General features: G+C 67.2%; 27 protein-coding genes. 12 read left to right on the top strand and 15 right to left on the bottom strand.

Annotated features, from left to right (window positions below; all coding sequences use genetic code 11):
• Position 1: 1 nt before the first annotated feature.
• Positions 2 to 943, top strand: coding sequence for a DMT family transporter (locus ACOZ4O_RS02435; protein ID WP_424523725.1), 942 nt, complete (start codon positions 2 to 4; stop codon positions 941 to 943).
• On the opposite strand, the gene ACOZ4O_RS02430 is transcribed toward ACOZ4O_RS02435, so the two are convergent.
• Both ACOZ4O_RS02430 and ACOZ4O_RS02425 read right to left on the bottom strand, forming a co-directional pair.
• Positions 896 to 1711 carry a phosphatase PAP2 family protein gene (locus tag ACOZ4O_RS02430; protein ID WP_424523724.1) on the bottom strand — a complete coding sequence of 272 codons (816 nt, stop codon included), beginning with the start codon at positions 1709 to 1711 and terminating at the stop codon, positions 896 to 898. The two genes, ACOZ4O_RS02435 and ACOZ4O_RS02430, sit on opposite strands and share 48 nt — an antisense overlap.
• Before the next feature lie 35 nt (positions 1712 to 1746).
• Positions 1747 to 2463, bottom strand: coding sequence for an RNA methyltransferase (locus tag ACOZ4O_RS02425; RefSeq protein ID WP_424523723.1), 717 nt, complete (start codon positions 2461 to 2463; stop codon positions 1747 to 1749).
• Positions 2464 to 2548: 85 nt separating this feature from the next.
• On the opposite strand from ACOZ4O_RS02425, the gene ACOZ4O_RS02420 reads away from it, so the two are divergent.
• Together ACOZ4O_RS02420 and ACOZ4O_RS02415 are read left to right on the top strand one after the other, a co-directional pair.
• The gene (locus ACOZ4O_RS02420; RefSeq protein WP_424523722.1) at positions 2549 to 3676 is read left to right on the top strand and encodes a dihydropteroate synthase; all 1128 of its coding nucleotides are present in this window, start codon (positions 2549 to 2551) and stop codon (positions 3674 to 3676) included.
• 128 nt (positions 3677 to 3804) lie between these two features.
• Positions 3805 to 4479 carry a 6-hydroxymethylpterin diphosphokinase MptE-like protein gene (locus tag ACOZ4O_RS02415; protein ID WP_424523721.1) on the top strand — a complete coding sequence of 225 codons (675 nt, stop codon included), beginning with the start codon at positions 3805 to 3807 and terminating at the stop codon, positions 4477 to 4479.
• On the opposite strand, the gene ACOZ4O_RS02410 is transcribed toward ACOZ4O_RS02415, so the two are convergent.
• Genes ACOZ4O_RS02410 through ACOZ4O_RS02395 form a run of 4 tightly spaced genes read right to left on the bottom strand, consistent with a single transcriptional unit; the run spans position 4476 to position 7896 of the window.
• Entirely contained in the window at positions 4476 to 5447 is a 972-nt protein-coding gene (locus ACOZ4O_RS02410) for a quinone oxidoreductase family protein (protein ID WP_424523720.1), read from the bottom strand. The genes ACOZ4O_RS02415 and ACOZ4O_RS02410 overlap by 4 nt on opposite strands.
• Before the next feature lie 30 nt (positions 5448 to 5477).
• Entirely contained in the window at positions 5478 to 6485 is a 1008-nt protein-coding gene (locus tag ACOZ4O_RS02405; protein ID WP_424523719.1) for a TIGR04024 family LLM class F420-dependent oxidoreductase, read from the bottom strand.
• A gap of 50 nt (positions 6486 to 6535) precedes the next feature.
• Entirely contained in the window at positions 6536 to 7078 is a 543-nt protein-coding gene (locus tag ACOZ4O_RS02400; protein WP_424523718.1) for a cysteine hydrolase family protein, read from the bottom strand.
• Positions 7075 to 7896 carry a YqcI/YcgG family protein gene (locus ACOZ4O_RS02395; RefSeq protein ID WP_424526136.1) on the bottom strand — a complete coding sequence of 274 codons (822 nt, stop codon included), beginning with the start codon at positions 7894 to 7896 and terminating at the stop codon, positions 7075 to 7077. The genes ACOZ4O_RS02400 and ACOZ4O_RS02395 overlap by 4 nt, the downstream gene beginning before the upstream one ends.
• Before the next feature lie 336 nt (positions 7897 to 8232).
• On the opposite strand from ACOZ4O_RS02395, the gene ACOZ4O_RS02390 reads away from it, so the two are divergent.
• Positions 8233 to 8409, top strand: a complete 177-nt coding sequence (locus ACOZ4O_RS02390) for a DUF7331 family protein (RefSeq protein ID WP_424523717.1) — start codon at positions 8233 to 8235, stop codon at positions 8407 to 8409.
• Here the strand turns inward: ACOZ4O_RS02390 and ACOZ4O_RS02385 are convergent, their stop codons facing one another.
• A complete protein-coding gene (locus tag ACOZ4O_RS02385; protein ID WP_424523716.1) occupies positions 8410 to 9975 on the bottom strand; it encodes an AMP-binding protein in 1566 nt (521 codons plus the stop codon).
• 93 nt (positions 9976 to 10068) lie between these two features.
• Here ACOZ4O_RS02385 and ACOZ4O_RS02380 point away from each other — a divergent pair, with 93 nt between their 5' ends.
• The 5 genes from ACOZ4O_RS02380 to ACOZ4O_RS02360 all read left to right on the top strand — a co-directional run bounded on the left by ACOZ4O_RS02380 (position 10069) and on the right by ACOZ4O_RS02360 (position 13946).
• Positions 10069 to 10854, top strand: a complete 786-nt coding sequence (locus ACOZ4O_RS02380; RefSeq protein WP_424523715.1) for an enoyl-CoA hydratase/isomerase family protein — start codon at positions 10069 to 10071, stop codon at positions 10852 to 10854.
• A gap of 39 nt (positions 10855 to 10893) precedes the next feature.
• Positions 10894 to 11322: a PaaI family thioesterase gene (locus ACOZ4O_RS02375; protein WP_424523714.1), complete on the top strand. Its 429-nt coding sequence runs from the start codon at positions 10894 to 10896 to the stop codon at positions 11320 to 11322.
• 38 nt (positions 11323 to 11360) lie between these two features.
• Positions 11361 to 12761, top strand: a complete 1401-nt coding sequence (locus ACOZ4O_RS02370) for a cryptochrome/photolyase family protein (RefSeq protein WP_424523713.1) — start codon at positions 11361 to 11363, stop codon at positions 12759 to 12761.
• 79 nt (positions 12762 to 12840) lie between these two features.
• Positions 12841 to 13440: a hypothetical protein gene (locus tag ACOZ4O_RS02365; RefSeq protein WP_424523712.1), complete on the top strand. Its 600-nt coding sequence runs from the start codon at positions 12841 to 12843 to the stop codon at positions 13438 to 13440.
• 38 nt (positions 13441 to 13478) lie between these two features.
• The gene (locus ACOZ4O_RS02360; protein WP_424523711.1) at positions 13479 to 13946 is read left to right on the top strand and encodes an FKBP-type peptidyl-prolyl cis-trans isomerase; all 468 of its coding nucleotides are present in this window, start codon (positions 13479 to 13481) and stop codon (positions 13944 to 13946) included.
• A gap of 13 nt (positions 13947 to 13959) precedes the next feature.
• On the opposite strand, the gene ACOZ4O_RS02355 is transcribed toward ACOZ4O_RS02360, so the two are convergent.
• The gene (locus ACOZ4O_RS02355; RefSeq protein WP_424523710.1) at positions 13960 to 14730 is read right to left on the bottom strand and encodes an HAD-IIA family hydrolase; all 771 of its coding nucleotides are present in this window, start codon (positions 14728 to 14730) and stop codon (positions 13960 to 13962) included.
• Positions 14731 to 14836: 106 nt separating this feature from the next.
• Between ACOZ4O_RS02355 and sod the strand changes: the two genes are divergently transcribed.
• Positions 14837 to 15439, top strand: a complete 603-nt coding sequence (sod, locus tag ACOZ4O_RS02350) for a superoxide dismutase (RefSeq protein ID WP_424523709.1) — start codon at positions 14837 to 14839, stop codon at positions 15437 to 15439.
• A gap of 31 nt (positions 15440 to 15470) precedes the next feature.
• On the opposite strand, the gene ACOZ4O_RS02345 is transcribed toward sod, so the two are convergent.
• A complete protein-coding gene (locus ACOZ4O_RS02345; RefSeq protein ID WP_424523708.1) occupies positions 15471 to 15902 on the bottom strand; it encodes a DUF7522 family protein in 432 nt (143 codons plus the stop codon).
• Positions 15903 to 16008: 106 nt separating this feature from the next.
• Here ACOZ4O_RS02345 and ACOZ4O_RS02340 point away from each other — a divergent pair, with 106 nt between their 5' ends.
• Positions 16009 to 16275, top strand: coding sequence for a DUF5827 family protein (locus ACOZ4O_RS02340; RefSeq protein ID WP_424523707.1), 267 nt, complete (start codon positions 16009 to 16011; stop codon positions 16273 to 16275).
• Between the two features lie 16 nt (positions 16276 to 16291).
• Here the strand turns inward: ACOZ4O_RS02340 and ACOZ4O_RS02335 are convergent, their stop codons facing one another.
• From ACOZ4O_RS02335 to ACOZ4O_RS02325, 3 genes are all read right to left on the bottom strand, one after another.
• Positions 16292 to 16552: a DUF7571 family protein gene (locus ACOZ4O_RS02335; protein ID WP_424523706.1), complete on the bottom strand. Its 261-nt coding sequence runs from the start codon at positions 16550 to 16552 to the stop codon at positions 16292 to 16294.
• 66 nt (positions 16553 to 16618) lie between these two features.
• A complete protein-coding gene (locus tag ACOZ4O_RS02330; protein WP_424523705.1) occupies positions 16619 to 17191 on the bottom strand; it encodes an MBL fold metallo-hydrolase in 573 nt (190 codons plus the stop codon).
• A gap of 33 nt (positions 17192 to 17224) precedes the next feature.
• A complete protein-coding gene (locus ACOZ4O_RS02325; protein ID WP_424523704.1) occupies positions 17225 to 17563 on the bottom strand; it encodes a cupin domain-containing protein in 339 nt (112 codons plus the stop codon).
• Between the two features lie 85 nt (positions 17564 to 17648).
• On the opposite strand from ACOZ4O_RS02325, the gene ACOZ4O_RS02320 reads away from it, so the two are divergent.
• Entirely contained in the window at positions 17649 to 17834 is a 186-nt protein-coding gene (locus tag ACOZ4O_RS02320) for an HVO_2922 family protein (RefSeq protein ID WP_424523703.1), read from the top strand.
• Here the strand turns inward: ACOZ4O_RS02320 and ACOZ4O_RS02315 are convergent, their stop codons facing one another.
• From ACOZ4O_RS02315 to ACOZ4O_RS02305, 3 genes are read right to left on the bottom strand one after another with little or no spacing between them, the layout of a single operon-like run.
• The gene (locus tag ACOZ4O_RS02315; protein ID WP_424523702.1) at positions 17835 to 18590 is read right to left on the bottom strand and encodes an ABC transporter ATP-binding protein; all 756 of its coding nucleotides are present in this window, start codon (positions 18588 to 18590) and stop codon (positions 17835 to 17837) included.
• Entirely contained in the window at positions 18574 to 19353 is a 780-nt protein-coding gene (locus ACOZ4O_RS02310; RefSeq protein WP_424523701.1) for an ABC transporter permease, read from the bottom strand. Before ACOZ4O_RS02310 ends, ACOZ4O_RS02315 begins: the two co-directional genes overlap by 17 nt.
• Positions 19350 to 20333 (bottom strand): aliphatic sulfonate ABC transporter substrate-binding protein, encoded by a 984-nt coding sequence (locus ACOZ4O_RS02305; RefSeq protein WP_424523700.1) that lies wholly within the window; start codon positions 20331 to 20333, stop codon positions 19350 to 19352. The genes ACOZ4O_RS02310 and ACOZ4O_RS02305 overlap by 4 nt, the downstream gene beginning before the upstream one ends.
• Positions 20334 to 20395: the final 62 nt, after the last annotated feature.

The following is a 20395-nucleotide window of genomic DNA, read 5'->3' as shown; positions in this document are numbered from 1 at the left end:
TATGAAGTCGAAAGGGATTCTGGGAGCGGGCTCCGAAACCGCGCTCCTCTTCTGCCTGCTCGCGCTCGCCTGGGGAACGTCGTTCGTCGCCATCGAAGTCGGCCTCCACCACGTCCCGCCGCTCCTCTTCGCCGGCCTCCGGTACGTCATCGCCGGCGGCGTCCTCCTCGCCGTCGCGCTCGCCACCGCCGACCGCCGCGTCCCCCGCACCCGCGACGAGTGGCGACACGTCGGCGTCGTCGCCGTCCTCGTCGTCGGCGCGTACCACGGCTTCCTCTACCTCGGCGAACAGTACGTCTCCGGCGCCGTCGCCGCCGTCGTCATCAGCCTCACACCCGTTCTCACCGCGCCGCTCGCCAGCGCCATCCTCCCCGACGACTCCATCGGGTTCGTCGAAGCGGCCGGCCTCGCGTTCGGCGTCGCCGGCGTCGCCGTCATCGCGCTCCCCGGCGCCAACGTCGGCTCCACGAACGTCCTCGGCGTCCTCCTCGTCCTCGGCGGCGCACTCAGCTTCGCGCTCGGCAGCGTCGTCTCCCGGCCCCTCGACGCCGGCCTCCCCATCCAGACCACGCAGGCTTGGGCGATGCTGCTCGGCGCGCTCTGCCTTCTCGCCGTCGGCTTCCTCCGTGGCGAATCCCTCTCAGGCGTCGCGTGGAACGCCACCAGCATCGGCAGCCTCCTCTACCTCTCCTTCGTCGCGGGCGCCGGCGGCTACCTGCTCTACTTCATCCTCCTCGACCGCGCGAGCCCCACCGAAATCAACCTCGTCGGCTACGCCGAACCAGCGGTCGCAACGCTCGTCAGTTGGGTCGCGCTCGGACAGGTCGTCGAAGAAACCACCATCGTCGGGTTCGCCGCGATACTCCTCGGGTTCGCGCTCCTCAAGCGCCGCGCGCTAGTCTCGGTCGCCCGCGCCACGACCCGAGCGGCGCAGGGCACCTAAGCGGAACGAGAGCGGGATTCGCTGCGAGATTTCGTGCGCGATAAGCACGAGCACGACCGCGAACGCCGCGTCGAGCAGCCAGTGGATGCCGAGGTAGAACGTCGACACCACGATACACGCCGCCGCGCCCGTCACCGTCCACGCGTACAGGCGGTCGCCGGTCTTCCACGCGAAAATAGCGGCCAGCGTCGAGAGGCCGGTGTGGAGGCTCGGGAACGACTTCATCAGGGTGTCCGTCGCGAACGTCCCCGCCATCACGATGGAGTTCAGGTCGTAGAGCAGCGGCCGCACCGACACCAGCGAGTACCCCGTCACCTTCACCGGGACGAACACGAAGAACGGCGCGGCGAGCAGGACGAGACACGCGTACGCCGCCGCGTACCGGTACGCCTGCTCGCGGTCGTGCGCCTTCAGTTTGAAGTACGTGAACAGTACGACGAACGGGAACCCGACGAGGTAGACGAACACGAACAACATCGTGAGCGGGCGCGCCGTCACCGTCTGGAACACGCCGACCGTCGCGCCCTCCATCGCGTAGATGGTGTCCGTGAACGCCGTGTCGACGTGATACTTCGCGAGTTCGTTCACGCCGAACGTCAACACCCACGCCACCCCCAGATACTTCCAGTCAGTTTGGAGAAACTCCCGGACCTCGCGCTTCAACTGTAAGTCCGGGAGGAAGACGTACGCGCCGAGGGCGAACGCGCCCAGGGACGCGATGGCGACGTACGCCATGTATTGTGTTTGTGGAGAGAGGGCAGAGGGCATCAGTACTTCAATATATGTATCTATACACAAAAAGTTTAGTCGTCAGCCTTCCTCTGAGCACGCCGCAAGATACCACGGAGCGTGTTTACTTCCCGTCCCGTCGGGTGTGCGCGCCCGAGGATGCGCCGCACCATCCGCAGCGTCTTCGGCTTCTTCTCCCCCGGATAGTCGAGGTCGTCCAGGAACGCGCCGAAGTGCTCGTAGAGCGCCTCGATTTCGGCCTCGTCCGCGCGCTGCGTCGACACGTCGGGGAGCTGGGTGTCGTCGCGAGCGAGGTCCTGGAGTTCGTAGAGCGCGACGGTCGCCGCCTGTCCGAGGTTGAGCGAGGGGTAGTCGGCGCTCGCGGGAATCGACGCGACCTCGTCGATGCGTTCGAGTTCCTCGTTCACGAGGCCGACGCGCTCCCGCCCGAACACCAGACACGTCTCCGTCTCCACGTCCCCGAGTGACGTCACGAGTTCGTCGGGCGTGCGGAACGGGAAGCGCGTGTGCTTTCGCGCGTCCTCGTTCGTGATGGACGTGAACCCCACTGTGTGGAAGTTCTCGACGAGATAGTCGAACTCCACGATTTCGGCGTTCGGCAGCACGTCCTCGCGCGCCTGCCCGGCGAACCCGTACGCCTCGCTGTCCCGGTGCAAGTCCGGCGGGTCGACGAGGTAGAGGTCTTCGAACCCGAAGTTCTTCATCGCTCGCGCGATGGTGCCGACGTTCCCCGACGTCTCCGCGTCCACGACCGCGACGACCGGCTTCATGCAGTCGGGTTAGCCGCGGTCGCGTAAAAACCGCGTGACACGCCGGAAGCGCCGACTCTTTGACGGTGGCACTCGGCGTTCCGGTATGCGAACTGTCGACGCCGCCGGACTCGGCATCGGGGACGACCACCCGCCCCGCATCATGGGCGTGCTGAACGTCTCCGCCGAGTCCCCGTACTCGCCGAGCGTGTACGACGACCCCGCGGAGGCCGCGGCGTACGTCGAGGACGAACTGCTCGCGGAGGGCGCGGACATCATCGACATCGGCCTCGAATCCGCGAACAAGAAGTTCGACGTGTTGAGCGCCGAGCAGGAACTCGACCGCCTCGATATCGCGCTCGAAACCATCGAGCGCGTCGACGGCGACGCCGTCTTCTCGATAGAGACGCGGTACCACGAGGTCGCGGACGCCGCGCTCGCGGGCGGGTTCGACATGGTGAACGACATCTGCGGGTTCGCCGACCCCGAGATGCCCGACGTGTGCGAGGCGCACGACGCCGCGGTCGCGAAGATGGCGAGTCCGCCCGACCTCGAACGCCCCGGCGCGGTCGAGGCTGTCGACGACATCTACGACGCCCTCGGCCTGAACGGCTTCACGGACAAGACCATCGTCGACCCCGCGTTCGGCGGGTGGTCAGAGGAGAAGACGCTTGCGGACGACCGGGAGACGTTCGAGCGCCTGCGTGAGTTCCGCGCGCTCGGCCGCCCCATCCTCGTCTCCATCAATCGGAAGAACTTCCTCCGCGACCTCGCCGGACGGAGCACGGAGGAAGCGCTCCCGGTGAGCCTCGCGGCGACGGCGATGGCGGTCGAACGCGGCGCGCACATCATTCGGACGCACGACGTGGCCGAAACCCGGGACGCCGCCGTCATCGGGGACGCGTTCACCCGCGAGCGCACCCGAACGCCGTCGGTCGAGGAACTGGACGTGACGACCGTCCGGGAGGCCGAACGCCACCTCGAACAGCACGCCGGCGACACGACCGTCGCGGCCGAAAGTGTCTCGCGCGCGTTCAGCGTGCGTGGCCTCGATGACGCCGACCGCGAGGCCCTCAGCGCCGCCGCGGCCGCCGCCGGCGCGGTTGCATCCGGCGACGACACCGTGTTCCTCGCCGGCACCGTCGACGCCCTCGAAACAGTCGCTGACGCGGTCGAGGACGGCGCTGGACGGCTTCCCGAGGTCGCCGCGGACATCCGGAACACCCTGACGTAACGAGAAAACTTATACCGTCGGCGAGGGAATCCGCGAGCGGAGGCTGACCCCCCGCGTGGGTAGGGGTACACACTGCGGCGGGGTCGGCTCAGACTCCCCGAATTTCTACACCGACGAGCGACCGCCACATGGACTACGATACCTGGAACCCCGTCTACGAGCGCATACTCGCGGATTTCGGCTTCAGTCGCGAGGCCGACGAACGCGCCCGCGACCGAATCAGCGAGTACGCACAGCCGTTCGACCGCGACCGGCTCGACGCGAGCGGACGAACCGTCGCCATCGCCGGTGCTGGCCCCTCGCTTCCGGACGACCTCGATATCGTCCGGGACGCTGACCTCGTGTTCGCCGCGTCCACCGCCGCCGACACGCTCGCCGACGCCGGCATCACCGTAGACGCGATGGTCACCGACCTCGACAAGAACCCGGATACCGCCCGCGACCGCACCCTGAACGGAAAGCCCGTCGTCGCGCACGCCCACGGCGACAACATTCCCGCAGTCGACGAGTGGCTCCCCCGATTCGACGCCGACCACGTCCTCGCCACCACGCAAGCAGCACCCCGCGATTCGGTCTACGACTTCGGCGGATTCACGGACGGCGACCGCGCCGCCTTCCTCGCGGACGAACTCGGCGCGAGCGAACTGGTATTCGCCGGCTGGGACTTCGACGACCCGGACGTGGACGCGATGAAAGCGAAGAAACTCGACTGGGCAGAACGCCTGCTCTACTGGCTCGAAACCCGACGCGACGACCAGTTCTCAGTGCTCGACGGCCGCCGCGACGGCCTTGAACTCCCCTAGGGTTCGAGGACGACTTTACCCTGCGTCTCGCGGTTTTCGAGGGCTTCGTGGGCGGCCTTGGCGTCTTCGAGGTCGAACGTCTGCCCGACGACGACCTCCAGCTCGCCCGCGGCGAGCATCCCGGAGAGTTCGGGGACGGCCTCGTAGACGCGCTCGGGGTCGCGCGCCATCGCCTGCCCGAGGTGGAAGCCGATGACGGACTTGTTCCCGAAGAGCAGGCTCGCGGTGTCGACTTCACCGGGCGTCCCGGAGGCCGCGCCGTACGCGACGACGCGCCCGAAGTGACTGAGCGCCTCGACGCTCTCCGCGCTCGTTTCGCCGCCGATACCGTCGAGGACGAGGTCGACGCCCGCGCCCTCGGTCAGGTCGTCGATCTCCTCGACGAAGTCTGTCTCCGTGTAGTCGATGGTGTGGTCGCAACCGAGGCGTTCGGCGAGGTCGCGCTTCGATTGAGTGCTCGCGGTGCCGAACACGGTCGCGCCGTGGTCGCTCGCGAGCTGGACGGCGGCGGTACCGACACCGCCCGCCGCCGCGTGCACGAGCACGCGCTCGTCGGATTCGAGGCCGCCCCACTCGTGGAGGCAGTGGTGGGCGGTGAGGAACTGGACGGGGAAACCCGCGGCTTCCGCGAACGACATCGACTCCGGCACGTCGAACAGCGCCATCGCGTTCGCCGTGACGTACTCCGCGTACGCGTTCTCGCCCGTCATCGCGACGACGCGCTCGCCCGGTTCACGCGCCACGCCCTCGCCGACGGCGTCGATGACGCCCGCGGCCTCCATCCCGGGCGTGTACGGCGGTTCGGGGCCGCCCTGGTAGTGGCCGCGGCGCTGCATCACGTCCGCGAAGTTCACGCCCACGGCTTCCACGTCGATACGGACCTCGCCCGGCCCGGGGTCGGGCGTCTCGCGGTCTTCGACGCTGATGACGCTACTGTCGCCGAACTCGCTGACGCGTACGGCTCGCATACCCGAACCCACGATGGCCGGCCGGAAAAACTACCGATTCTCGGGCGTGACCGCCGACAGCGTCTCGTCTATCTGCTCGCGGTTCGCGCTCCGCGGCAGCCCGACCGAAATCTCGTCGAGGCCGTCCACGGCCTCCCACGACGCGAGTTTGTCCGCGACCTCGTCGGGCGTGCCGGCGCAGACGAGGTCGTCGATGAGTTCCTCGCGGACGAGCGAGAGCGCGTGCTCGCGGTCGTCGTCGTTCCACGCGTCGTGCACCTCGTGCGCCACGTCCTCGTAGCCCTGGCGGGCGAGCGCGTCCCGGTAGAACGTCCCCATGCCGCCGATGTAGAACCCGACGTGCTGGGTGGCGAGCCGTCGCGCCTCCGCGCCGTCCTCCAGCGCGCAGCACGTGAGGAGGAGGGAGACGTCCACGTCGCTCGGGTCGCGGTCGCCGAGGTCAGCGCCGCGTTCGAGGTCGCCGAGGCGGTCTTCGAGGCCGTCCTGGGTGAGCATGAGGCCGTGCCAGCCGTCCGCGAACCGGCCGGCGAGTTCGACGGCCTTCGGCCCCATCCCGGTCACGTCGATGGGGGGCGCGGTCTCGGGCGGGTCGCAGCGCAGGCGGAACCCGCGGAGGTCGAAGACGTCGCCGTCGTAGTTCACGGGGTCGCCCGCGACGACCTTCCGAACGATGTCGACGTACTCGCGGGTGCGGCGGAGCGGGCGCTCGAAGTCGACGCCGTGCCAGTTCTCGATGACGGCGGGACCGCTCGGGCCGAGGCCGAGGCGGAACCGGCCGTCGGAGGCCTCCTGGAGGGTGGCGGCGGTCTGTCCGACGAGCGTGGGCGAACGGGAGTAGACGTTCGCGATGCTCGTGCCGATGCCGACCTCGCTCGTGCGCTCGGCGATGAGCGAGAGCGTGGTGACTGCGTCTCGCCCCCACGTTTCGGGGAGCCACGCGCGCTCGAACCCGAGTTCTTCGGTGCGGACGCCGAGGTCGACGAGGGCGTCGAGACTTGGCTGTGCGGCGACGGGGAGGTGGACGGAGCGATGCGTCATCGACTCCCACCGGCGAGATTTACCATACCTCACGTATCGACGGGGATACCTTAACGATTGATACCGAGAATCGCGTCCGTCGTCGCGACTCGCGCGAACTCGCCGTCGAGGTGTGCGAGCGCGAGCCGGTGCACGGTGTCCGCGTCGAAGCGCTCGCCGTCGAGCGCGCGGTCGAACGTCGCCGTCGCGTCCCGTGCCAGCGCCACCGCGAACCCTCGGTTCTCCGCCATCCGCGCCGTCGTGGAGACACAGTGGTCCGTCGTGAGACCTGCGAGCACGAGCGACTCGTGGCCACCGTCTCGCAGCCATTCGTCGAGGTCCGTGTCGACGAACGCGCCGTTCACGCGCTTCACGAACGCCGTCTCGCCCTCGCGGGGTTCCAGTCCGGGCTTGTAGGCGAACCCGGGGTCGCCGCGCCGCAGCGGCGAGTCCGGGTCTGTGGAGTCGTGGCGCACGTGAACGACCGGGTCGCCGCGCTCGCGCCACGTATCGAGGAGACGGCGGGTGTTCGCTTCCGCGTCGGGGTTGTTCCGGTCGCCCCAGTCCGGGTCGTCGAACCCCGTCTGGAAGTCCACGAGCAGGAGAACGCTCACTGCTCGACCTCGCGCGCGACGCCCGGGTCGATGCTCGGCGCGACCTTCGGGTGGTCGCGCGACACCGCTATCGGGCACTCGTCGGGCGCTTCCGCCTCGTCCTCGCGGAGCATGTACTGCGGCCACTCGCGGTCGCCCTCGACGCCCCAGTCCCCGAGGTCGGCGTGCGGGCAGACGCCGTCGTACGCTTCGAGGTTGTCCTGAATCACGTCCCGGGCGCGCTGGCCCGCGTCGGTGTCGCCGGTGACGCCCATCTTCTCGAACAGGCCGCGGGGCTGGAAGGTGATTTCGAGGCCGACCGGACAGTACCGGCTTTGGTAGGTGTCGTAGAACGGCGCGCGACACGTCGGGAACATCGGTTCGCCCGCGAACGAGAACTCCCAGTAGGGGTCGTCCGGGTCCGTCGGAATGTGCTCGGGCCACGGTTCGGGGTCGTGCACGTGGAGGAACTGGAGGACGTGCCAGAGAGCGTCGTGGTAGTCCGCCTCTGAGAACGGTCGCTCGGGTGGTGCGAAGAACGCGACGAGCGAGGCGCGGTCGCCGTACGTCTCGTAGCGCTCGACGTACTCCACGAGCGCGTCCCGCAGGCCGAGCAGGGCGTCCGCGTCGGTCAGCGACGGCACCGCGGTGTACAGCGGGTCGCCGGCGCGCACCGACTCCCGGCCGAAGTAACAGGGGAACTGCTCGCCCTCGTACGTTCCCGTGAGTCCCTCGTAGAACGTCCCCCAGTGCTCGCGCGCCCACGACGGATACTCGGCCTCGGCGCGCGTTCGCATCGTCTCCTGGTCGAGCAGCACGCCCGTCCCGGGTTCGTTCATGGTTCTCATGAAACACTGGTCGCGAGTCCGGATAGAACTTTCGAGACGCCCCACGACTCCCAAAACACGAAAACGAACACCTAATACAAACCCATCGTACTTTAGGAATCACAACTCTTATTCTCCATTTATGCGGAACTGTTTTACCACATATCCGCGCAGAACGTGATGTACAATGAATGGACGTACTTCTACGAAAGACGCGGAAAATAAGCTGAAAGAAGGTAGTAGTATCGCAGTAAGTACCTGTTCGTGTTCTACAAAATCGATTTCAGTTCCGAACGATAGTCCGAAAGGTGGATACGGAACGGTCGTGAGCGCGTTCGGTGACGGGCTATGACCGAGGAAATCGTCTCGGGGGAGACGGCGGCGATTCCGCTCCGTGGGAATGGTATCGCCATCTACGACCCCGACGAACCGGGCGCATGGATTCAATCCGACTACGCGGTCGAACTCGCGGACGGAAACGAACCCGAAAACGCGGAACCCCCGAACCCCGAGTGGGAGTGGTAGTTAGGACTGGTCGCGCTCGACGAGCTCGTACTTCTGGACCTTTCCGGTGGTCGTGCGCGGGAGTTCCTGCACGAACTCGACCTCACGGGGATGCTTGTACTCGGCGAGGTTGTCGAGACAGTACTGCTTCAGTTCGTCCTCGGTCACGTCGCTATCGGGTGCTTTCACCACGAACGCCTTGACGGTTTCACCGCGGCGCTCGTCCGGGATGCCGACGACGGCCGCGTCGGCCACGCCCTCGTGTTCGAACAGCAACTCCTCGACCTCACGCGGGTAAACGTTGTAGCCCGCGGTGTTGATCATGTGCTTCTTCCGGTCGACGATGTAGTAGTAGTCGTCCTCGTCGTAGTAGCCGATGTCGCCAGTGTGGAACCAGCGCTTTCCATCCGCTTCCGTGAACGCCTCCGCGTTCGCGTCCGGGAGGTTGTAGTAGCCCTTCATCACGTTCGGCCCGGAGATGACGAGTTCGCCCGTTACGTCGTCGAGCGCGTCGTCGTCCTCGTCCACGGGCCCCTCCTCGACAGGGTCGAGGGCGTTGAAGTCGCCGTCCACGATGCGCGAGTCGATGCCGTCCAAGGGCGTGCCGATGCTGCCGACGCGCCGCCCCACGTCGGGACGGTTGAAGTGCGTGACCGGACTCGTCTCCGTGAGCCCGTAGCCCTCGTAGATTTTCGGCTCGAACAGCTCCTCGAACTTCCGCAGGACCTCGACGGGGATGCCGGACCCGCCGACGCCGCACATCCGCACCGACGAGAAGTCGAACTCGTCGGTGTTCGGCTGATTGATGAGGTCGTTGTACATCGCGGGCACGCCGTGGAAAAGCGTGATGTTCTCTTCCGCCACGAGGTCCGTGGCGGCCTGCGCGTCCCACTCGGCCATAGGGTAGTAGGCGCCGCCGTTGAACAGCGTCGAATTCATCGTCACCGTCATCCCGTAAATGTGGAACAGCGGGAGAGCGCCGAACGACTTGTCGTCCTCGTTCACCCCACCCGGGGCGAGCGACGCGGCCTGCGACGCGTTCGACCCGAGGTTCTCGTGGGTGAGCTGAACGCCCTTCGGCTGTCCCGTCGTTCCGGACGTGTACGGCTGACAGGCGTCGTCGTCACCGTCGCGAGGAACGACGTCGAGCGTGTCGTCCGCGAGGAACTCGTCGAACGGCGTCGCGGCGTCGTGCTCGCCGCCGACCGAAATCACGTGCTCCACGTCGGTGTCGTCAACGACTTCCTCCACGTGCGGCACGAGGTCGGCGAGCGCGACGACGACCTTCGCGCCGGAGTCGTCGAGCAGGTGGCTGATTTCGCGCGACTTGTACTGCGGGTTCATCGGCACCACCACGCCGCCCGCGCGGAGCGTACCGTGGAACGTCGTCACGAACTGCGGGAGGTTCGGCAGGTACACCGCGACGCGGTCGTCCTCACCCAGTCCGTGCTCGTCGAGCGCCGCCGCGAACTGACCGGTTCGCTGCCAGAACGCCCCGTAACTGATTTCGTTCCCCCGGAACCCGATTGCCGTCGCATCGGGGTCGTCGCTCGCCGCCGCTTCGACGTTCGCTACAAGATTTGCCATTGGTACTACCCGAATCCACGACGGTTGCTCACAAGAAACTTACCCCGAGGGCCGACGGAAAGCTAGACGTAGCCCGCGCGCCACCCTCGCGGTATGACGTACGAGAACGTCAACGTCCGCCGCGAGAACGGAGTCGCCTACCTCACGATGGAGGGCGCGAACGCCCTGAACGCCCTCGACGACGCCACCACGGACGGCCTCATGGCCGCCGTCACCGACGCCGCGGAGGACGACGAGGTGCGCTGCATCGTCCTCACCGGCGACGGCGACGCCTTCGGCGCGGGCGCGGACCTCGCGCAGTTCGACGGGGACGAATCGGACGCGCCCGAACTCCGACGGCTCGCCGCCGCGCTCCACGACGTGGTCCTCCAACTCCACCAGGCGCCGAAGCCCGTCCTCACCGCCGTGAACGGCGTCGCCGCCGGTGCGGGGTTCAGTCTCGCCATCGGCGGTGACATCGTCGTCGTCTCCGAGGACGCCGCGCTCTCCTACGCCTACCCCCGAGTCGGCCTCACCGGCGACGGGGGCTCGACGTTCTTCCTCCCGCGACTCGTCGGGCTCCGCGCGGCGAAGGAAATCCTCCTCCTCGACGGCGACCTCACGCCCGCCGACGCCGTTGACCTCGGCATCGCCACCGAAGCCGTTCCCGCCGACGAGTTCGACGACCGCGTGACCGAACTCGCGGAACGCCTCGCAGCGGGGCCGACGAAGGCGTTCGGCGCGACCAAGCGCCTCATGACGGAGTCCTTCGAGAACTCGCTGGCCGAGCAGCTGTCGCTGGAGGCGGAGGCGATGGCGGACGCGACACACACGGAGGACTACGCGCGCGGTCACGCTGCCTTCTTCGAGAAGGACGACCCCGACTTCGTCGGGAAGTGACGGCAAGGGTTTAGGAGGGCGGGCGGTGTCCTCCACTGCATGGACGAAGCGGAGTTCCTTCAGGCGCACATCGACCAGCACGGCTTCCTCTCCTTCCTCGGCCTCACCGTCGAGGACTTAGAACCCGGCCGCCTCCGTCTCCGGATTCCGTACGACGAGAAACTCACGAACACCGGCCCGGGCGCGAACGGCCAAGTGCACGGCGGCGTCGCCGCCACCATCGCCGACACCGCGGGCGGCCTCGCCGTCCGGTCGACGCTCGACGAACCGACCCAGACCGGCGTCGCGACCATCGACCTCAACATCTCCTACCTCCGACCCGCGGCGGACGACCTCGTCTGCACCGCGAACGTCGTCCGCACGGGCAGCACCGTCGGCGTCGCCGAGATGACGGTCGAATCCGAAACGCCCGACGGGAAACTGAAGGAGGTCGCCGTGGGCCGCGGGTCCTTCCGCATCTTCGACTGAGTCGGTAGGCTTTCGGCGCGTCCGCGACACGCGCCCGTATGCAGGTGTTCTGGCACCGCCGCGACCTCCGCGCGCACGACAACCTCGGACTCGCGGCCGCCGCCGACGAGGGCGACGTTCTCCCCGTGTTCGTGTTCGACGACGCGGTCCTCACGCACGCGAGCCCCGTCCGCGTCGCCTTCCTCCTCGACGCGCTCCGCGACCTCCGCGCGTGGTACCGCGACCACGGAAGCGACCTCGTCGTCCGGCGCGGCGACCCCTCGGGCGTGATTCCTGACCTCGCGCACGAGTACGACGCCGACCGCGTCGTCTGGAACCACGACTACACCGGCCTCGCACAGGAACGCGACGAGGTCGTCCGAGAGGCGCTCGACGCACAGGACACGCCCCACGAGCAGTTCCACGACGCCGCACACCACGAACCGGGAACCATCCGTACGAACGCCGGCGACCCCTACTCGGTGTACACGTACTTCTGGAAGAAGTGGCAGGACCGGGAGAAGGCGAGCCCTGCGGAGCCGCCCGCGGCCGACGCGCTCGCCGACGTGTCGGGGGAAGCGCTTTCGTCACTCGGGGACCTCGGCTTCGACGAACCTGAAGCGGACTACCCGGAGGCCGGTCACGCGGCCGCCGTCGAACGCCTCGACGCCTTCTGCGAGCGCGACATCTTCGACTACGACGAGGGCCGCGAAGCCCCCGCCAACGAGGGGACGAGCCGTCTCTCCCAGGACTTGAAGTACGGGACGCTCGGCGTGCGCGAGGCGTACGCGCGCACCGCGGAGGCGATGGCTGCGGCGGAGAGCGAGGCCGCGGAGACGAGCGTCGAGGAGTTCCAGAGCCAGCTCGCGTGGCGCGAGTTCTACCAGCAGGTCATCTACTTCCACCCGCGCGTGGTGACGGAGAACTACAACGAGTACGAGAACCCCATCGAGTGGCGCGACGACCCGGACGAAATCGCGGCGTGGAAGGCCGGCGAAACTGGCTTCCCCATCGTCGACGCGGGGATGCGCCAACTCCGCGAGGAGGCGTACGTCCACAACCGCGTGCGGATGATTGTCGCGTCCTTCCTCACGAAGGACCTCATGGTCGACTGGCGGGTCGGCTACGACCACTACCGGGAGTACCTCGTTGACCACGATACCGCGAACGATAACGGCGGCTGGCAGTGGGCGGCCTCCACGGGCACGGACGCCCAGCCCTACTTCCGCATCTTCAACCCCTGGACCCAGCAGGAGGACTACGACCCCGACGCAGAGTACATCCGCGAGTACGTCCCGGAGCTCGCGGACGCGAGCGTCGACGAGATTCACGGCTGGAACGACCTCACTCCCGAGGAACGCGACGAGATAGCGCCGGACTATCCCGACCCGATCGTGGACCACTCCGAGCGCCGCGAGCAGGCGCTGGAGATGTTCCAGACTGCCCGCGGAGAAAATTAACGCGCCGTTCCTGCCAACGTAAATGTCACTCCGGCGGTAGTTTTACGTGACCGGTGGAAAACACTTCTCCCGAGACACGATGGCAGTAAGTGACACGGGGCGACCGGAGACGGCGCGCGAACGATACAGTCAGATGGCCGACGCGGCGAACCCGACGTTCGCCGCGGGCGCGGTAGCGGTTCCACTCCTGTTACCCGTACTGGGCTACCTCTCGGGCGACTACCGCGCGATGTTCACCATCCACCTCTTCCTCGGCGCGTTCTGGTTCGGGACCTCCGTGCTCGGCGCGCTCGTCCTCGGCCCCGTCATGGGCGGCCTCCCCGACGAAGCGAACGAGGCGTTCGCGGAGCGCTTCGTCCCGAAGATGAACTTCCTCATGGAACCCGTTTCCTTGGGCGTCGTCGGCTCAGGCATCGGCCTCGCCGCGATGCTGAACATGTGGCAGGCTCCGACGACCGCTCTCTGGGTGGCGCTCGCGCTCGCCGTCGCACTTCTCGCGCTCGGGTTCGGGCCGCTGCACTGGTTCACGACCGGAATGTACGACGAACTCGCCGCCGAGGACACCGACTACGAGCGACTCGCCGAACTGAACACGAAGTACGGCATGCTCAGCCTCGTCGAACTCGTCCTGATGGTCGCCATCGTCGGCGCGATGTCCGGCCTCCGCTGGGGGTTCTGAAACCACACACGTATCCGTCCGGCTCCGCTCCTTCGAATATGGCAATCCAAACCGGCGACACGGTCACGTTCGAGTACGTTGGCCGCCTCGACGACGGCACCGTCTTCGACACCTCGCGCGAATCCATCGCGAACGAGGAAGGACTCGCGGAAGAACAGCCCGACCGCGAGTACGACCCGCTCACGGCCGAAGTCGGCGCGGGCCAGGTCATCGAGGGCATGGAAGACGGCCTCGTCGGCCTCGACGCAGGCGAGACCGCGACGCTCACGATTCCGCCCGAGGAAGCCTACGGCGAGTGGAGCGAGGAACGCGTCCAGGAGTTCGAGACCGAGGAACTCACGGACGCGCTCGGTCAGCGCCCCGAGGAAGGACTATACCTCGAAGCGCAGAACGGCCAGCCCGGCGAAATCACGCACGTCGACGACGACGTGGTGAAAGTCGACTTCAATCCCCGACTCGCGGGCGAAACTCTCGAGTTCGAAGTCGAAGTCGTCGACGTCGAATAACTCTCTCAGTTTTTTAGAAGAGGCTCGGCAGGTCCGCGATACTGTCGAGAACGTGCGTCGGCGTGATGTCCGTGGTCTCCACGTCCGCGCGGTCGCTGACGCCCGTGAGCACGAGCGCGCTGTCGATACCGGCGCGGTCCCCCATCAGTACGTCCGTGTGGAGGTTGTCCCCGACCATCAGGCACTCGTCGAGCGGGACGCCGAGGATGTCCGCGGCCACGTCCGCCATGCGCGTGCTTGGTTTCCCGACGACGAGCGGGTCGTGGCCGGTCATCTCCTCGACGGCGGCGACGAACGCGCCCGCGCCCGGCATCGGGCCGTCCTCGTGTGGCGTCGTGCTGTCGCGGTTCGTCGCGACGAAGTCCGTCCCGGGGCCGAACGCGCGGAGCGCGCCCGTGAGGCGGTCCATCGACACGCGTTCGTCGTACCCCACCACGACCACGTCGGCCTGTCCGGTCTCCGAAACGGTGAGGCCCGCGGCGGTCAGTTCGTCCGCGACCACGTCCTGTCCCATCACGTGCACGGACGCGTTCGGCCGGTACTCGGCGAGGTACTCCGCGGTCGCCCACGCCGCGGTCACGACCTCGCCCGCGTCCGGACTGATGCCGAGCGACTTCAGGCGCGCGTGGAAGGTGTCGCGGCGGACGCCGGTGTTGTTCGTCACGAACACGAGCGGCACGCCGCGTTCGCGGAGCGCGCGGACCGCGTCGGCGGCACCGGGGACGGGGTCGCGGCCGCGCCAGACGGTGCCGTCGAGGTCGACGAAAACGCCGGAGTACGTCACACTCGCTCGAAGGCGCAGCACGCCCGAAAACCCTTCGTGGGACGTGATAACACGGAACGCCTCAAACTTTAACAGCTATCCGAGACACGTACCACGTGGTGATAGCATGACTGACTACGAACTTCCGCCGCTCCCGTACGACTACGACGCGCTCGAACCGCACATCAGCGAGCAGGTACTCACCTGGCATCACGACACCCACCACCAAGGGTACGTGAACGGCTGGAACAGCGCCGAGGAGACGCTCGAATCCAACCGTGAAAACGGTGAGTTCGGCTCCTCCGCGGGTGCGATTCGGAACGTCACCCACAACGGAAGTGGACACATCCTCCACTCCATCTTCTGGGAGAACATGAGCGAGGACGGCGGCGGCGAACCCGCCGGCGCGCTCGCCGCCCGCATCGAGGAGGACTTCGGTGGCTTCGACGCCTGGAAGGGCGAGTTCGAGGCCGCAGCGTCCGCCGCCGGCGGCTGGGCGCTCCTCGTCTACGACTCCCACTCCGACCAGCTGCGTAACCTCGTCGTGGACAAGCACGACCAGGGCGCGCTCTGGGGCGCACACCCGATCCTCGCGCTCGACGTCTGGGAGCACTCCTACTACTACGACTACGGCCCGGACCGCGGCGACTTCATCAGCAACTTCTTCGACGTCGTCGACTGGGACGACGTCGCGGACAAGTACGAGGACGTCGTCGCGACGTTCGACTAATCCGGGGAACCCACCAGTTTTCTTTCGCGCGCTACGACGGCCGCAGGTCGGAGAGCGGGTAGTCCGCGAGCTCGGTCGGGAGGCGCTCGGTCAGGTCGGCGAAGTCGTAGCCGCCCTTACGCCGGTCGAAACTGCAGAGGACACCGATGCGCTCGCCGTCCCGGGAGACGAACGTCCGGTACTGTTCGAACGAGTCGAACCCGCGGACGGTGTAGTAGAACTCCGCGTAGTGGAGGTTGTCGTACGTCTCGCGGGTGACGAACCCGTATCGTTCGTTGTCGATGTAGCGCTCCGCGTCCGTCTCCGCGAGTTCGTCCGCCACGTCAGCGCGGACGAACAGCGGTTCCTGGGCGTCCCCGTCGAACACCCAGAGGTCGCGGAGCGCGTCCGCACCGAACGCCTCGACGACCTCGTACAGCGCCTGTTTCCCCGGCGTGGACTGTCGTGTACCATCTGACTCCATCGCAGGATACCGGCTGTTAGAGACTCCCCCACATAACGTTTCGTCATCAGTGCGTCTTGCGCAGCGAGTCCGTGGGTTTTTGCCGCGCGCACGCCCAGGATTCGGTATGCCTCGGCCGAAGTCCGATTTCGACACGTTCCACCCCTGTGATTTCTACGAACCCGACGAACTCCTCGACGACGACCAGATGTACACGGTGTACGAGATAGCGCGCCTCCTCCAGGGCCTCGACCCGGACGCCGCGCTGGACCAGGAGACTGAGGACATCCTGCTCGACTGGGCGATTCCGTGGGTGATGCGGAACAGCGACGACCTCGTCATCGCGGAACCGGCGGGCGACGACGAACCCGGCTACTACGGCCTGAAGGAGTAGAACCGAACGCGAGGCGTCAGGTGGTGACCATCCACCCGGGGTCGTGGCCGGTGCGTTCGATGAGGTCGGACCGGCACGCCGGGCAGACGTCCGGCGTCCCGGTTTCGTTTCGGGGGACGTAGACCGCGCCGCCGCACTCGACGCACGCGTCCGCGACGACTGTCGTGCAGTCGGCGCAGACGTTGAAGTCGTCGACCGTGAGGTCGCGCAGGGGTTCGAGTTGCTTATCGAGGAGATACTCGTCGATGACCGCCTGACAGTTTTGGCACGGTTGCATAGCGATGCACGCTACCGCATGTGACCGAGTGACATAGGTCTGTCGTCCGTGCGAAACCCTGCCACATCACCGCGTCTTCGCGGCGCGAAGCGCCAGCCGAACGTCCTCGACCGGGTTCCGGGTGACGCTCGGGCCGTGCCCGCAGTGCATCACGTCGAGGCCGCCAGCCACCCGTGATTCGAGGCGCTCGATGGACTCGACGAGCGTCGGACGGTCGCCCTCCTCCAGGTCGGTTCGGCCGAACCCGCCGTTCGCGAACACGAGGTCGCCCGCGAACAGCGTCGTCTCGGAGAGCAGGCAGACGTGGTCGTTCTTGTGCCCGGGCGTGTGCAGGACGGTGTACGTGTCGTCTCCCATTCGAATTTCGTCCTCGTCGCCGAGTTCGTGGTCGACGCCCGGCTGGTCCGTGTCGAACCCCCAGGCGTCCACGTCGAACGCCGATTTCACGTCGTCGAGGTTCCCGACGTGGTCGGTGTGCGTGTGCGTGAGCACCACCGCGTCCAGACCGCCCGTTCGCTCCTCGATGCGACTCACCACGTCGTAGTTCGCGCCCGCGTCCACGAGAACGGTGCGCTCGCCCGGAACGAGGAAGGCGTTGCTCGTGAACGCGTCCACGCCCGCGGAGAGATTCTCGACCATACCGACTTCTGGACGCGCGCGCTGAAATACCCTTCAGACTGGCGCGCTCACGAGCACGAGCTTCGAGAACTCGTCGCGGTTCCGAATCTGGCGCTCCTCCTCGGGACTGATGCGGAGCGCCTCGTCCTCGTCGAGGCTGACCGTGTGGTCGCCGAAGTCCACGTCCACGCCACCGGTCGCCACGTAGTAAATTTCCTCCTGGTCGTCGTCCACGTGCGCGTGGCTCATCGTCTCCTCGCCGGCTTCGAGCGCGAGAACGGTGAATCCGAGCGTCTCCGTGTCGAGGTCGTCCCGAAGCATCCACATCTCTCCCTTCACGTCGTCCGGCAGCACCGATTCGGCGTCGCTCACGTGTGCTTTCGTGTGCGGCATGGGTTACACTACTGGCGCCGGCCCGAAAAACGTACTCGCCGAACCGCCCCCAGCTTTTTCGGTGCGGGCGGTCGTTCTGTGACGTATGAGTGAATCTCAGGCGCGCTTCGAGGTGTACGAGGACGACGCGGGTCAGTGGCGGTGGCGGCTCGTCCACCGGAACGGCAACATTCTCGCGGACTCCGGCGAGGGGTACGCGTCGAAGCAGAAGGCGAAACAGGGCCTGGAGAGCGTGAAGGAGAACGCGGCCGGCGCGCCGGTCGACGAGTAGCTATTCGACGCCGAGCGCGGTCGTGATTCGGTCGCGGTAGTCGACCAGCCACTCGCCGCGGTCGCGCGGCCGTTTCTCGGCGATGTCGACGGTCGTCTCGACGGTTCCGGGCTGGCCGCCGAGCACGGTGACGCGGTCCGCGAGGTAGGCGGCTTCCTCCACGTCGTGCGTGACGAGGACGACGGTGAGGTCGCTGTCCCGCCAGAGGTCGAGCAGGAAGTCCTGTTGTTCGTACTTCGTGAGCGCGTCGAGCGCGGAGAACGGCTCGTCCAGCAACATCACGGTCGGGTCGTACGCCAGACCGCGCGCGAGCGAGACGCGCTGCGCCATCCCGCCGGAGAGTTCGCTCGGTCGGGCGTCCGCGAACTCGGTGAGGCCGACGCGGTCGAGGAGCGCGTCGATTCGGTCGCGCGCGTCGTCGCTGTCGGGGTCGACGCCGCGCGGGAGGCCGACGGCGACGTTCTCGCGGACGGACTTCCACGGCAACAACCGGGGTTCCTGGAACACCATGCCGACACGCTCGCCGCCCTCGGTCCGCACGTCCACCCCGTCGACGGTCGCCGTGCCGCGGAAGTCGTCTTCGAGGCCGGCGAGCACGCGCAGGAGCGTGCTCTTCCCGCAGCCGGAGTGGCCGACGACGGAGACGAACTCGCCGGGCGAAACGGAGAGCGAGACGTCGCGGAGCGCCACGGTGTCGCCGTAGGCTTTCGTCAGGTCGTCGACGGCGACCGCCGCGTTCTCACCAGTCGACGACACGTTTCTCCACCTCCTTGACGGCGAGGTCGGTGAGGTTCCCGAACAGCGCGAACAGCACGATTGCGCCGATAATCATGTCGGGCCGGGAGAGCACGCGGCCGTTCTTCATCAGGAAGCCGAGGCCCTGGCTCGCGCCGATGAGTTCCGCGGCGACGACGAACATCCACGCGAGGCCGACGCCGCTCCGCACGCCGACGAACAGGCTCGGGAGCGCCGCCGGGAACACCACGGACTTCAGGGTCTCAAACCGGGTGAGGTCGTAGACTTCCGCGACCTCGCGGCGCGCCTCGTCGACGGCGTGAAGGCCCGTGGAGAGGTTGAGATAGACGGGGAAGAACGCGCCGACGGCGATGAGGAGGACTTTCGCCACCTCGCCGATGCCGAACCAGAGCAGGAACAGCGGCACCCACGCGAGCGACGGGATGTTCTTCAGGCTCTGGAAGAGCGGGTCGAGGAGCGCGCTCGCCGTCCGCGAGATTCCGGTGAGCGTGCCGAGGACGACGGCGAGCGTCATCCCGACGACGCAGCCGAAGAACACGCGCTGGACGGTGACGGAGACGTGGGTGGCGAGCTCTCCCGACGCCGCGAGCGAGTACAGCGTTTCCACGACTGAGAGCGGTTTCGGGAGCTGATAGGGCGGGAATACGCCCGTCACGACCGCGACGTGCCAGCCGACCACGAGGAAGGCGGGGACGATAAGGCCGAGCGTCCACCGCGCTTGGTCGAGCGACAGGTCCGCGAGGCCGTACGTCCGCGTGCTCATCCGTTCACCACCGGCTCAGCGATGGACGGCCGGACGAGCTCGTCGATGGCCGCCTGCAGGTCGACGCTCGAATCGACGAAGCCCTTTTCGTGGAGGATTGGCGCGAGGTCGGAGAGCAGCGAGTGGTGCTGGTCGCCCGGGATGGGCGCGGAGAGGTCGGTGCGGTCGGTGAACACCTTGCGCGCGACGGGCTTCGACATCTCGGACGCGTTCGCGAGGATGGAAACCGTCTCCTCGGGGTTCTCGATGGCCCACTTCCGGCCGCGCTCGTACGCCCGCAGGACGCGGTTCACGTCCTCGGGGTGGTTCTGGACGAACCCGTCGAGGAAGTTGAGCGTGCCGTTCGTGTTGAACGCGGGCCGCCGGAAGAACAGGTCGACGTCGTGTTCGAGCTGGAGTTCGGCCATGTGCGGGTCGAGGCCCGCCCAGGCGTCCACTTCGTCCTGCAGGAGCGCGTCCTGTCCCTCGGGGTGCTGGAGGTCGACGATGTCCACGTCGCTCTCGCTGAGGCCCGCGGTGTCGAGCGCTTGCAGGAGGAAGAAGTGGGGGTCGGTGCCGAGCGTCGCGGCGACGGACTTCCCTTCGAGGTCCGCAACCTCGGAGATGTCGCTGCTCGACTTCGCGACCAGCGCGGTCCACTCGGGCCGCGAGTAGATGTAGCCCGTGCGGATGGGGACGCCGTTCGAGCGCGCCATCAACGCCGCGATACCCGCGGTAGACGCCGCCTGCGCCTCCCCGCTCTGGGAGTACTGGTTCGCCTGATTGCTCCCGAGGCTCAACACCCACTCGACGCTCGCGTCGCTGTCCGCGAACTCGTCCTCGACCCAGCCCTTCTCGCGGAGCACGAGACTCACCGGGTTGTAGTACGCGTAGTCGAGGGTGACGCTGCGGGACCCGCCAACGATTCCGCTGCCGATGCAGCCAGCCGTCAACGACGCGGCGGCCGCACCGGTCGCGCCGAGAAACGCTCGTCGGTTCATCGTACCCACCGTACGGCTAGCGGTGTCAAAACACGAACTACCGCGTCATCCGTTACGTCGGT

The sequence above is a fragment of the Salarchaeum japonicum genome, assembly GCF_049705945.1.
Taxonomy (GTDB): Archaea; Halobacteriota; Halobacteria; order Halobacteriales; family Halobacteriaceae; genus Salarchaeum; species Salarchaeum japonicum_A.
Note: the sequence above shows the minus strand (reverse complement) of the source record. Positions and strands in the feature narration are given on the sequence as shown.